At 34.0% G+C, this 13,539-nt stretch carries 12 protein-coding genes; 5 read left to right on the forward strand and 7 right to left on the reverse strand.

Going from position 1 to position 13,539, the window contains the following annotated elements; genetic code table 11:
- Positions 1 to 429: 429 nt before the first annotated feature.
- The 4 genes from MHHB_RS00825 to MHHB_RS00840 all read right to left on the reverse strand — a co-directional run bounded on the left by MHHB_RS00825 (position 430) and on the right by MHHB_RS00840 (position 4,120).
- The gene (locus tag MHHB_RS00825) at positions 430 to 1,197 is read right to left on the reverse strand and encodes an undecaprenyl-diphosphate phosphatase (RefSeq protein ID WP_131006723.1); all 768 of its coding nucleotides are present in this window, start codon (positions 1,195 to 1,197) and stop codon (positions 430 to 432) included.
- A 442-nt stretch (positions 1,198 to 1,639) separates the two neighbouring features.
- Complete coding sequence (gene pheT, locus MHHB_RS00830) at positions 1,640 to 3,322, reverse strand: phenylalanine--tRNA ligase subunit beta (protein ID WP_131006724.1); 1,683 nt, start codon at positions 3,320 to 3,322, stop codon at positions 1,640 to 1,642.
- A gap of 11 nt (positions 3,323 to 3,333) precedes the next feature.
- Complete coding sequence (locus MHHB_RS00835; protein ID WP_131006725.1) at positions 3,334 to 3,843, reverse strand: nicotinamide-nucleotide adenylyltransferase; 510 nt, start codon at positions 3,841 to 3,843, stop codon at positions 3,334 to 3,336.
- 4 nt (positions 3,844 to 3,847) lie between these two features.
- Positions 3,848 to 4,120, reverse strand: coding sequence for a type II toxin-antitoxin system CcdA family antitoxin (locus MHHB_RS00840; protein WP_131006726.1), 273 nt, complete (start codon positions 4,118 to 4,120; stop codon positions 3,848 to 3,850).
- 124 nt (positions 4,121 to 4,244) lie between these two features.
- On the opposite strand from MHHB_RS00840, the gene MHHB_RS06450 reads away from it, so the two are divergent.
- The gene (locus MHHB_RS06450; protein WP_153801561.1) at positions 4,245 to 4,385 is read left to right on the forward strand and encodes a hypothetical protein; all 141 of its coding nucleotides are present in this window, start codon (positions 4,245 to 4,247) and stop codon (positions 4,383 to 4,385) included.
- Between the two features lie 496 nt (positions 4,386 to 4,881).
- On the opposite strand, the gene pyrC is transcribed toward MHHB_RS06450, so the two are convergent.
- Positions 4,882 to 6,150, reverse strand: coding sequence for a dihydroorotase (gene pyrC / locus MHHB_RS00845; protein WP_131006727.1), 1,269 nt, complete (start codon positions 6,148 to 6,150; stop codon positions 4,882 to 4,884).
- A gap of 739 nt (positions 6,151 to 6,889) precedes the next feature.
- Positions 6,890 to 7,660 carry an isopentenyl phosphate kinase gene (locus MHHB_RS00850; RefSeq protein ID WP_131006728.1) on the reverse strand — a complete coding sequence of 257 codons (771 nt, stop codon included), beginning with the start codon at positions 7,658 to 7,660 and terminating at the stop codon, positions 6,890 to 6,892.
- A 94-nt stretch (positions 7,661 to 7,754) separates the two neighbouring features.
- Between MHHB_RS00850 and MHHB_RS00855 the strand changes: the two genes are divergently transcribed.
- The 4 genes from MHHB_RS00855 to MHHB_RS00870 all read left to right on the forward strand — a co-directional run bounded on the left by MHHB_RS00855 (position 7,755) and on the right by MHHB_RS00870 (position 12,910).
- Positions 7,755 to 9,158, forward strand: a complete 1,404-nt coding sequence (locus MHHB_RS00855) for a lactaldehyde dehydrogenase (RefSeq protein ID WP_131006729.1) — start codon at positions 7,755 to 7,757, stop codon at positions 9,156 to 9,158.
- Between the two features lie 90 nt (positions 9,159 to 9,248).
- Positions 9,249 to 10,961, forward strand: a complete 1,713-nt coding sequence (locus tag MHHB_RS00860) for a hypothetical protein (protein WP_131006730.1) — start codon at positions 9,249 to 9,251, stop codon at positions 10,959 to 10,961.
- Between the two features lie 170 nt (positions 10,962 to 11,131).
- The gene (locus tag MHHB_RS00865; RefSeq protein ID WP_131006731.1) at positions 11,132 to 12,154 is read left to right on the forward strand and encodes a DUF354 domain-containing protein; all 1,023 of its coding nucleotides are present in this window, start codon (positions 11,132 to 11,134) and stop codon (positions 12,152 to 12,154) included.
- A gap of 33 nt (positions 12,155 to 12,187) precedes the next feature.
- Positions 12,188 to 12,910, forward strand: a complete 723-nt coding sequence (locus MHHB_RS00870) for a UPF0280 family protein (protein ID WP_268220343.1) — start codon at positions 12,188 to 12,190, stop codon at positions 12,908 to 12,910.
- A gap of 142 nt (positions 12,911 to 13,052) precedes the next feature.
- Here MHHB_RS00870 and MHHB_RS00875 read toward each other — a convergent pair whose 3' ends face one another.
- A complete protein-coding gene (locus MHHB_RS00875; RefSeq protein ID WP_131006733.1) occupies positions 13,053 to 13,529 on the reverse strand; it encodes a 30S ribosomal protein S19 in 477 nt (158 codons plus the stop codon).
- Positions 13,530 to 13,539 lie beyond the last annotated feature (10 nt).

Here is a 13,539-nt window from a genome sequence, read left to right on the forward strand (position 1 = left end):
TTTAATAGAAATACTACTACTTCTCCAGCACTCAATATATATCCCAGGTAATAAGAATTATTTTGCTTTTTCCACCTGTTATGTTCTTTATTTTTGGTAATTATTATTTTTAATTTTATAATTTCTAATTATTCTCTGTTTATAATTATTATTTTTTTAACAGTTGCTGTCTGTTTGTTTAAAAAAGTCTGTTCATAAACTCATAAACTAAATAATAAAATAAAAAAATTCTACTCCTGAAGATTGGAAGAAGGCGATCTCCTGGATAGGATGTAGTTTTTACTTCATATTTACTAATTACTTCCATTGGGATTTTTATAATTTTTATTTACTCTAATGAGAACAGAAGATTGTATTACTATTTATGACTTATTATATTTCACTACACTACCATAAAAATAAACTATACAACTCCTCCTCTCAAACAACCTAATTACTGAAAAACAAAAGCAAAATCAAACCAAAAACTATTCTATATATTCCAAAGGGTACAAAGTTATATCTCTTTACATACTTCAAAAACAGTCTAACTGTGATTAAGGTTATAAAGAAAGTAATCACAAATCCCAGTATCAAGCTGTATATATCTCCAGTGTTTAACTTTCCAAGATTCTTATATATACTAAAAAGTGTAGCAGTTAGCATTACAGGTATTGCACATAGGAAGGAGAATTCTGTAGCTGTTTTCCTATCTAAGTTAGATAATAATCCCCCTACAATGGTGGCACCTGAACGGGAAGTACCTGGAATAAGGGAGAACACCTGAGCAATACCTACTATCAATGACTGTCTGTAAGTTATATCTTCTAAACTTTTAGTAGTACTTTTATTTTCCCTGTAGAACTTCTCAACAATGAGGAACACTATACCTCCAAGGATAAAACTTAGGGCTACAGTAGTAACAGAGAATAGATTTATTATCTCTTTATAAAAAAGTAATCCAACTACACCAGTTGGTATAAAGGATACAATTATCTTCTTCCACAGGTTTAAACTCTTTCTAAGTTTTTCGGCGTACTGGTAGCATACTGCAAGTATTGCTGACAACTGTATAGTTATTTCAAAATTTATATGGATACTATTTTGGGGGATATTGAGTAGTCGAGATAATACTATCATATGACCTGTCGATGAGATAGGTAGGAACTCTGTGACTCCTTCTACAATACTCAGAGTTATCACCTGAATTATATCCATAGATACCGCCTTAGCGAGTTTTAAATTAGTTATAAGTGAAATTTTTAACATTCTCTTTTATTCGAGATTATAAAAATAAAAAAATTAAAAATTTAAAACCTAAACTTTTTATTGTTTTTAATATATTATTTTTGTCTCCTTATTTTAGGTGTCTGTACGAAAGGTTGTGCCGGTATATATAATGTTATGTATATTTGGATAGATGTTATCATCTCTACTAAAAAAATTGAGAACAACATTTTAGAAAAATATATTAATTAAAGGATAGAACCTAGTTGATAAAACCTGTTCTTAAAAGGTTTTAAAGTACGAAAAAGCATTAGTATCATTAATAAATTTTTATGATAAATAATAAATTTATGATAATAATAAAAATATAATTATTTGAAAATATAATTAAAAAAGGATTAACAGAAGAGTTATTATTTATATTAAAACCTTACTATCTAATCTCCATCTCAAACCCTACAACTGGATATTCTAACTGGAAGTTAAGTATCACCTGAGGATTTATCTCTCCAAAGTATCCAATAATCTTATTATCCCCCAAATCAACTATTTTAACACATCTCCCAGGTATAAATGATGGATGGTTGTAGTTCTCCAGTTTATACTCTATATTTAACTCCCTCATTACACTTTCCCCATAGCTCTTTACTTCGTTGAAGTTCGTACTGGGATGGGTTATGACAAAGGCTAACTTTGTAATATTTCTACAATTTCCTTCTTCATCTACTACAACAACATCTCCTACCTCAAATATCTTCTGGGGCAACTCATTTACCTTGTTTATATATAGGGTTTCTAAGAGGAGTGGTAGTATCCAGGTTCTAACAACCCTGTGCTCTATAGATGCAGGTTTCAACACTTCGACGTATTCCTTCTTATCTACCTCCATATCCATCCTTTTGAAGAGCACTTCCTCATTTGAAAGTGTTAGATTTACAACTTCGTAGAAACCATGTCCTATCATAATACTTCTAACATACTCCAACTTCTTCTCCAGGGGATGTTTCTCTCCCACCGTAAATACCTCTGGGAGTGTCCCTGTAAATCTGTCGTATCCGTAGTTTATTGCAATCTCTTCTATGAGATCTACCTCCTGGAGTATATCTACCCTATAAGGAGGTACCTGGACTGTTATACTATTTCTATTGTAGTTATACTCCCCTTCCATCCTACCTTTTCTCAGAGTGTTTATTATCTCTCCGGGATTCAGGTTTAGCCCTAATCTTTCATTTACAAGATCTACAGAAACCTCGTAAGTTTGAGGTGTAAGATCTGGATACACCTTAGAGTAATATTCTCCACCTTCCTTCTTTATGTTTAATTTAACTGAGTGTATATTACCGCCCCTGTCTGCAAGGGCACAGAGAATAATATTTAAAGTACTTTCAACACTATGGATCTCAGTTCCTGTGACGTCTATCAGTAGATTTCTCGTCTCAGTTGTTACCTTTGTAAGATTTCCATTTATTATAGGAGGCATGGAGAGAACATTTCCATCTCTATCCAATATTATTGGATACCTATCTTCAGGGACAAGATGTCTGTATTTTATCCCCTTCTCGTGTTTCTCCAAAATCTCTTTTGGTGTCATTTCCCTATCCCATCCTAAGGGCTCAAACTTCAACTCATCTCCAGACACCTCTTTATAGTAGAAGGGAGGAGTTATCTTATCCAAATCGTGGATACCTATCGCAACCTTCCTCCTATCCCTTCCTATTGTCCAGTGAAGTTTCTCCTGGAGATCTATTAAACTCTCTAAGAGATAACTGTCAATATTTAGGTTTTTTACAATAGCAAAAGCACAGTAGGGCCTACTACTTACTCTTTCAACAAATACCTCCACATCTGATGGATAAATCTGATACCTCGGCATACCTACCTCAATACCTATAAAACCCCTGAAACCCCTAGCAAGACCTTCAACACTTAGATAGTCAGGCCTGTTGGGATTTACAGAGAATTGAATTACTTTTTCTTTCCTACCATCTTTAACTTCTTCGAATATTCTTTCAACCTCTACGCCCATCATCGGGAACTTCTCCTCTACAGTCCTATCTGAGAGGCTTATATTAACTAATCTCTCCAGATCCCTCTTTACAACCTTTACAGTTGGCATAACATCACCTTTTAGTAGTAGTCAGACTCCATTAACCGCCTTATCCTATTTACACCATCTATCTCCTTAATAACCTCTACAACTTCTTCAGGTACTAAATGTTCCCATCTCTCCCCTTCTAACATTCTCCTCCTTATCTCCCTACCAGAGTACTCACTTCGATTGTACAACTTAGGTTTTTTAACTGTATACCCTTTCTCCATAAATAGCTCTCTTACTAAAGGATTACCTGAATACACCACATCAAATGGAGGTGTTAGAGCTTCTACGTATGATACCCAGATGGCGTTAAACTCTATATCATTTATAGGGATTACATAGTATGGAAAATTATATTTCTTAAGGGTTTTAGTTATCATTATTATTCTCTCTCCCGCTGTAAAGGGATCGTTAAGAGTATGACTCTTCTGAGCACTTCCAATCCCTATAATAAGTTCATCTACTTCCTTTGATATCTCTTCTATAATAGAAAAATGACCCTTATGGAAAGGTTGCCACCTCCCTATTAAAAACCCTCTCAACCTTTCACCTTGGAGTAAATATCCTTTTACACCTTGGACAGATCACCTTTGAGCCTACGTAGTAGAATCTGTATCCACATTTACATATGGTATTTTTGACCTTTAGATCTCTTAAATGAATGACTATGTATTTATTTATATCATCCCCATTTTTAATTAAAGGAGAATCCCTAATTAATGCTGATTCCAAAGTTTTCGATATATCTATGTCTAAGTCTTTAGCTATTTTAAGTATTTCTTCATCTATCGGCATACTTGTCCTATCTTTTTTGTTCATTTTAAGAACCCTTATGTTAGTATATAATCAGTATACTGGTATTTAGAAATAGTATTTTAAGTTTTCTGCCTAAACAAAAGATGATGAATACAAACACAGAAGAATCTCAATCAGGTAACCATAAATGACAGAAGAAAAGAATACAAACACAACTTTTTCTGTAATTGAGGGATACTCTTCAGAACTCAGTCTTCTTTCTAAAGAAGATATACATTACAAGATTTTCAGAAGTTTCTTTGGGATGATTGGATTGAAGAAGTGTTAACTAAACATACTTTGTAGATATGCTAAATGACATGAAACTTAAATTAGGAGAAAATGTGGAAAAATGAACGACAAAACAGATTATTAGAGATTTTTACAAAGAATGGATTAAGGAAAAATACAGGGAAAAAATATATAACAGGATTCAGGAGGCAATCCACAAACTACCACCAGAAGAACTCAAAGAGATTATTACGCTTATTATCAAAAATGATCCAGGAGTTGGACTAAAAATTGCAAAATTGATTAGAAAGTATTGGGGTAGGTCAAGTGGGGAATATTAAAGTTAATTTTTCAGAATTAATTCACTTACTCAGGGAGGTTACTAAGAGACTTATGCAAGTTAAAGATCTCTGATATTGTGGAATACCTAAAAAAGACATTCAACATTAATATATTTACCAGATTAAACATCTTCATTCCATTAACTGATAATAAAAAATAGAAAGAACTAACTAGCCTTTCTCTTGAATACTTGGAATATTATATGAAAAATATCACAGATCTACCCAAGAAGTCTCGTAAAAGGTACCGTTAACCACTGTGTATACAGGTACTCCTTTAACTTTCCAATTCTCAAAAGGTGTGAATTTAGACTTAGATTTAAACCTTTCCCCTTTTATTGTAATCTCCCTCTTTAGATCTATAACAGTTAAATTTGCCTTTTTTCCTTCCTTTAATCTATTGTCTATATGGAATATCTCCCCAGGTTTGTTAGATATGAGATTTACAAGACGAAATAGGGAGATTACACCTTTATTTACAAGGTTCAACATCAAAGGTAGAAATGTCTCAACACCTGGAATACCTGAAGGACATTCTTTTACATCTCTACTTTTCTCCTCGTAGGTATGGGGGGCATGATCCGTCGCTACAATGTCTACACTTCCATCTATCAGTCCTTTCATAAGTGCCCTGTTATCTTCTTTAGTCCTTAGAGGAGGGTTGAATTTACCAAATCCCTTTAACTCCTCGGCCATATCAATATTTAGGTATAGGTGATGAGGAGTAACCTCCAACGTGATTTTAACATTCTTAAATCTTTCCCTTACCTTCTTTATCAGATCCAGTCCCTCCTTTGTAGAGATATGACAGAAATGAATATGGGGTTTTCTAAACCCTAACCTATCTATCTCCTCTAAATATCTCAGAATCTCCCTTATTCCTTCCACTTCACTCCTCTTATCCCTAATTCTACAGTGATCTATCCAGGAGTTTAAGGGGTATCTTTTTTTATTCTTTTCTATTACATCCTTATGTTCAGCATGGATTGTAAATACCTTATCCTGATTGAGAATACTCCTTAACTTGCTGTAGTCCCTTATAAATAGATCTCCAACAGATTCAACCATAAATATCTTGTAGGATTTTACCTCTTTTATTCTATCTAAGTAGTTATTCTCAGTTACACCGTAGTTAAACTCTATGTTCACTTTACTCTTCTCCTTTCCTTCTCTATGCTTCTTATAGAATCTTTCTTTTGTAGTAATAGGGGGGTTGTCATTTGGCATATCTATAACATATGTTATACCCCCATTTATGGCAGCCTCGCTACCTGAAATAAACCCTTCCTTCCTGATATCGTTGTATCTAAAATGGACATGAGCATCTATAATTCCCCCCATAACTATCTTATTTTTTAGATCAATTACTCCATCTTTTTTGTTGATATCTTTCCTGATTTCTTTTATAATTCCATCTTCGATTAGTATGTCTCCTTCTATAATTCTGTTATTCATTAATATCTTACAGTTCTTTAGAATCAATTTTGTCACCTGAGATAGGAATTATTGCCTTTATTAGGATATTCCTGAGGTTTTGAAGAGGAGATTGAAAATTTCTCTTCGTTGACAGGAGTTACTATTGGAATCACCGTTTTTCCGAAAATTTCCCAATAAATTCTCATTCTGTAATATTTATTTTATATCCGCTTTTCATATTTTTAAACTTATGAGTAAAAATAGTTTATTACAGTAACAAACAAAACTTTTTAAATTAAACAACTTCAAATAAAAATATTGATAATAATTAAAGTAAAAAGATTAAATAAAAAAGACATAAAAAGAAAAATTTAACAGGAATCTTGTTCTCACTTCACCAGCACTCGATGTAGCCCAAGAAATTAGAGTTATCTACTTTTTTACCTATTATGTTCTTTATTTAGGCGTTTTATAGATTTTTATTTTATGATTGCGAAACTAAATGTTTTTTAGCATTTAACAGTTTTTTATTTTTTTATTCTATTTTTTATTTTGTTATAATAATAATTGTTAGTTTTTTATTTTTGATTGGGAAGTGTGATTATAAAAAATTTTGTCTGAAATCCTAAACACTTAGAAGGATTGAGACTCCTACTGTTGACAGAACCTTATTCCAAAATTTTAGTGAATCTAGACTCCTTTGAAAAAGAAGAATAAGAGGTTCTATTATATTTTATTTTCTAATAATGTCTAAAGCGATCCGAGGGACGATGGTGGATTTTACTTTTCTTACTTTTCAACCAATTCAATTTATCTTAGTTCCTATACTGTAATCTCCTATTAAACCTCTGTATATATTACCTCTTTTATTACCGTTGAATATTAGTACTTTAACCCCCATCCTATAGGCCTCCATTACTTTCAGATACATACCACCAGTTACATCTTCCTTTTCAGAGGTCTTTAAACATTTCACAACTTTTCTGATATTCTCTGAGTTGATACACTTTATAACTCTACCTTCTAGATCTAACACTCCATCTACATCAGAGGCATGGAGACTTATATCTGGTTTCAACTTTTTACTCAGATAAGGTAGTATATGATCCCCAGAGAATATTTTATAATCTTTCTTATTGGATATTACAATATCCCCATGGATTACGGGTACCAGCTCTCTCTCTACCATACCTTCTATTACATAGGTATCAAAATGGACTTCTTTACCTCTAAAGGCCACAAAGGAGGAAGGTTGTATAGAAACTCCTGGGACACCGTACTCATGAAGGGTATCTATTACCAAAGTATTGAACCTCCTCATGGCTTTCTGAATTTCCCAAAAACCACTATCCATATTTTCAAATCTGCCGTTTTTGATATACCTCTTTGCCACAGGGTGACCAAAGGAACCTCCCCCATGGATAAGTATCAACTTTAACTTTTCCTCTCTTTTTAAGTAGTAATCCATAGCCTCCCTGATCTCCATAGCCATCCTTTCTAAATTATCCCATTTAATAGAGTAAGGGATGTTTTTATTACATAGGACACTACCTCCAATTTTGAGGATTGCAAACATGTTATCCCATACTACAATTTTTTATAAGTTATATTAATGATAATGACAATAAAAATTATAACAACATCCTTTCTAATATATATCTGGTGAAAGTATGTTTATAAATGGTGAGTGGATATTTAGGAATGATTTAGAAGTTTTCAACCCTTATAACTTAGAAATCATAGGATATATACCATCCTTGAGTAGAAAGGAAGTTAAGGAGGCTATATCCATAGCTCAGGAACATAAAGAAGTGATGAAAGAGTTGTCTCCCTCTAAGAGATATAGTATTCTCATGGATATAGCAAGGGAGATCCAGAGGAGAAAGGAAGAACTCGCAAAGATTATATCCTTAGATGCAGGGAAACCTATAAGGCAGTCTATAATAGAAGTGGATAGGTCTATAAGTGTATTTAAACTTGCAGCCTTCTACGCCAAGGAGATGAGGGGAGAAACTATACCCTTGGATGATGGAATAATAATAACAAAGAGAGAACCTGTTGGACTTATCGGTGCCATAAGTCCCTTTAACTTTCCGTTGAACTTAGTGGCACATAAGATAGCCCCTGCTATAGCAACTGGTAACGTAGTAGTACTTCATCCATCTTCTAAGGCTCCAATGGCGGCAGTTGAATTAACTAAGATTATAGAAAAGATACTTAAAAAAAGGAATGTCCCTTTAGGTGTTTTCCATCTGCTGACTGGTAGAGGGGATGTAGTTGGAGATGAAATAGTAAGAAACGAAAAGGTAAATATGATATCTTTCACTGGGAGTGTTGAGGTGGGGGGGTCCATTACAAGAAATGCAGGATTTAAAAAGATATCCTTAGAATTAGGGGGTAGTAACCCAGTTATTATACTTAATGATGCTGATATAGATATGGCTGTTGAATCTACAGTTAGAGGGAAGTTTTTAAACGCTGGCCAGGTGTGTATATCTGTAGGTAAGGTATTGGTTGAGGAGGAGGTTGCAGATAGGTTTATAGATAAAGTAATTAGGGAAACAAAAAAGTTGAAAGTTGGAAATCCACTTATGAGGGAAACAGATGTAGGACCACTTATCACGCCTGAAAGTGCTAAGAGGGTGGAGGATCTTATAAAACAGGGGGTAGATGAAGGAGGTAAATTGCTCTACGGGGGAGAAAGGGAAGGGAATATAGTATATCCAACAGTTATGGAGGTAGATTCCGACAACATATTATGTAATGTGGAGATCTTTGGACCTGTGTTGCCTATAGTTAGGGTAGAGAGTATAAAGGATGCTATAGAAATAAGTAACAGCACCATATATGGACTACACGCCGGGGTATTTACAAGGGACATAAATAAAGCTTTTAAGATAGCAGACAAATTGGAGTGTGGAGGGGTAATAATAAACAACAGTCCAACATTCAGGGTGGACAACATGCCCTTTGGAGGTGTTAAGAGAAGTGGATTAGGGAGGGAAGGTGTGAAGTATGCTATAGAAGAGATGACTGAGATAAAGACTGTTGTAATAAAAAATATTAAGTATTAGCTTCTCAATAGTATATTTAAAAATAATATTTTTAAAAATAATATTATAAAATACTAAAATATTATTTCTAAACTTCAAAGGTGATGGTAAATGTCTATTAGATGCCTCTCTATTCTCATTTTAATTACTTCTGCCCTACTTTTAAGTTGTAATGCTATAGATACAGAGTATAAATGGGCCTCAACAATACCTATCTACTACGTTCCCCTTTCCTCTATTAACAGTGAGGATGAGTTGAATTACTACCTGGACAACGACAATATAGTTATTTTTTACATAGACAAAAAATATAACATAGAAAGAAAGGATTGGATACTAGATAAACTCCTTAATAAATTCAATATCAGTAGGATTGTCCCAGAAAAGATTCACGGTTATGAAGAATACCCTGTGAACAACACCCTATATGTTCTTAACAATAAACTGATGTATAATGAAAAGTGTATATTCGAGATCAAACCTAAGAAGATACTCATAACTTACAACATTGATCCAGACAGTAAAGAGATAATGGACTTTGTAGGATATTACGTATCTAAGAACAACGGAACATTTGCCTATATAAATAAAGTACCTCCTAGATACAAACATATCCTTATAACGGGTGTAGCTGTGCAAAAAGCTGTATTAGATGATAAGGGAGATTATATAATAGATGTGGCAGGGCGTAAATTGAAGGTAGATTGGAGAGACGATGGATTTATAAATAAAAAGATAAAACATTTAAAAACACTTTCAAAACTCCTAAATATAAACATCACTTACATCTCCACAGGTGATGAACTTTTAGATGTTATCGAGAAGAGTGATATAGATAAAGACGAGTTGGAAGATTTACTTAACGACTATTGGTTTAAGAAAAGGTTTAATAATACCTACTTCCACACCTATGTAAGTTCCTCTGATAAGGGATACTACACTAGAACTCTGGACATCTTATCCATGGGGTACTATCCAAATATATACGTCTATAAGACATCTGAAACCTTTAAAAATGATCCTATAGGAGGTTTCTACCCAGAAACTGTATCATACGTAGGAACTGTTAAAATAGGATACTGGAGAAAGGAAATAACCTCTGAAAATGAGTACTATGACTATATAAAAGATGAACCTAGTACGGATAAAAATGGTGGGATCTCCATCTGGTATTATCAGGGAGAGCCTGTACCTTTAACCTTAGATTCTAAATTAAATGAAGATAGATATAAATACTTTAATCACTGGTTTGTAAAGAACTACGGCAACGCTTTAGCTAAGGGAGTAAATGGATTGTTATTACCTTCAAATAATAGTTATCTCTTGGATGCAATACTTGGAAAAGATAATAGAGAGTTAAAGTGGAAGTTGAATATAGGAAATAAGGTAGAGTATATAGTAATACCTGGAAAGGGAGAACCTACTATAGAAAATAACATTACTATATTTAAGGTACCTGGTGTATTTGAAGATTTATATGGAGTGCCCTTTATAGAGGAATGTTATATACCTCCAGAAGGAGAAATGCCTGGTGTCTATATAGGAGATATAGCTGAGTACAACTACAGTATACTCTACCATTGGAAAGATAACTGCACCTGGATCTGTTCATTTAGAGATTACGCCCGATGGATAAACAACTACGTGAAATGTGATATCTATATAAGAAACAACAGTATAGTTCTACAATCCAACATTCCTATGAAAGTGACTGTATACAGTAAAAATGTTGTCTATCCAGAGAACGTATCTGTCGAGGAATACAATAATAAGTTAAATAAAGTAGTTCTATACCTCTCAGGGGGATCCTACAGGATAAAATAAAATTTTTCATTATTACCAATTATAGTGAAAAATAGAAGAATTTTCTTTTTTATTTTTTAACAATTTTTATATTATTTTAGTCTCTTATTAATGTTTGACTATAAGTTTTTAATTTAGGTTTATTATTTATTATTGATAATATTATTGATTATAATCCCACTGGTGATATGATGGATGTATGGATAGATTTTACAAATTCGCCTCATGTTCACTATTTTTCCCAACTTATAAGGAGGTTTGAGAGAGAAGGGATCGAGTATTTTATAACCTATAGAAGATTTAAAAACCTAGAGTCTATAGTTAAACTCTACAGTTATAACTCCTGTCCTATATTAGTGGGATCTCATGGGGAAAGATTGGAGGAGAAACTTATAAACTCTGCAGAGAGGATTATCAAACTGACAAAGATAGTATTGGAAAATAATCCCCAAGTGGCTATTGCAAAACACTCAGTTGAACTTCCAAGGGTGGCATTTGGTTTAAATATCCCTACTATATTTGTAGTAGATAACGAGTATGCAGAGGCTCAGAATAGATTGACGTTACCTATAGTAGATGAGATTATCACCCCTCAGGGTACTAATAGATGTCTGTTAAGGAGACAGGGAGGTGAAAATTTTTTAACCTTTGAGGGCACCTGTGAAGTAGCACATGTTAACTCCAGGCTGAACAACGTACTACCGCTGGATAGGGAGATAGTAGAAAAAATGGGGTTAAGTAGAGATCTTCCCCTTATAGTGATGAGACCTTGTCCAAATTCCTCCTACTGTAACGGCAAAAGAGATATACTGCCCTATATCATTAGGGAGTTAAAGAGGGTTGTAGACTGTAATATCGTAGTATTTCCAAGGAGTGAGAAACAGAAGAGAACATACTCACTCTTAGGGGCCACCATACCTGAGGTTGTAGATACTATATCTCTACTCTACCATGCTGATGTCATGGTTGGTGCGGGAGGGACTATGAATAGAGAAGCTGCTGTTATAGGAGTGCCTACTGTTTCATGTTACCCTGAATGTATCCTTGGTGTAGATAACTATCTAATAGAAAGGGGTAGAATGGTACATCTACTATCCGTTAAGGAGATTGTAAGTTATATAGAGGATAACATTGGAAAGAGGAATAACAGTATCAATTTGGAGGATCCTACAGATCTGATGTTTGAGAGAGTATGTAAATACTTAAAAAGATAAAAAGGTGGGAATTATGTTCAAATTTAAAAAAAAATTTCTATTAAGGAGTCCAATATAATGATAAAAACAGAGAATATGGTATACATCGAGATAGCCAAAGGTGTACTACTTAGAGAAAGACTACTTCTTGAAAACTATATAGCGAGACATCCGGAGTTTTTAACAAGTTATGAACCTTTAGAAGTTGAAGAGAGTGCTCCAAGAATTGTGAAACTTATGGCAAGGTCTGGAAAGAATGCAGATGTTGGCCCTATGGCAGCAGTTGCAGGGTCTATCAGCCAGATAATCGTCGAGGATGTCTCTAACTACGGATGTAGAAATATTATCTCCAACAATGGGGGGGATATAGCACTGAAGTCTACCGAGAATATTGTTGTTGGGCTATACGCTGGAAATTCACCAATTTCCAGTGAGATTGGATTTAAAATAGATAGAGATAGGATAATTGATGGTTACGGCGTATGTACTTCATCCGGAACTGTGGGTCACTCTGTAAGTTTTGGAAATGCAGATGCAGTAGTAGTCTTTGCAGAGGAGAGTAGTATTGCAGATGGAGCTGCCACCAGTATAGGAAACTTTGCAGTTGGTTCACCAGAGGAGGCTATAAACAGATCGTTGGAGAGAGCAGAGTGTATTGAAGGTATTGACGGAGTCTTTGTAGTTGTTGGAGAGTATGCAGGTAAAGTTGGAAAAGTCCCTAAATTGGTAAAAACAGATAAAAAGGTTACCTATGGAGAACTCTTTGAGATGATTTGATAGGTGTTTAAAAGAGTATCTAACTTCCATTGATAATATGATATGTTTAAGAGTAGGCTTTTTTATATAAAAAATAATTGTTATTCCAAAGGAAAATTTAAAATAATTAAAATAATCAATAGAGAAAATGTATAATAAGATATTACTTAATAGGTACGAACATAGATCCTCTGGTAGCACCTACTCCTGGAGCACCATGTTTAACAATTTTCCTCGTTAGGGAAAACTCTCCCAAGTATCTTCCAATAGCTTCTGGTACTATTTTTACTTCTTTAAACTCTTGTCCGTTATATACACCAAAGGTTAGCCCCACCATCTCTGGAATAATTATAAAGTCCCTACAGTGGGTTCTTATTATCTTAGGTTCTTTACCTCTATTCAACAATCTCCTGGCCCTTCTAATCTTTTTCAACAACTTTCTATGCTTTGGGTTTATACCTCTAGCTAAACTCCTCAACAAACTCCTCCTCTGTCTTGCTGGTAGAAGTTCTGCAAATTTTTTCAGTGGCATCTCTAGAAGCTCATCTAAGGTATACCCTCTATATTTAAATTCTCCTTTCCTTATTAAAGTTTCCTGTTTTTTCTTCCTCGCCCTTCTTCCTCTAGATTTCCTAGCCATGTTTTCACCA

The organism is Methanofervidicoccus abyssi (assembly GCF_004310395.1).
GTDB classification, from domain to species: domain Archaea; phylum AGJL01; class Methanococci; order Methanococcales; family Methanococcaceae; genus Methanofervidicoccus; species Methanofervidicoccus abyssi.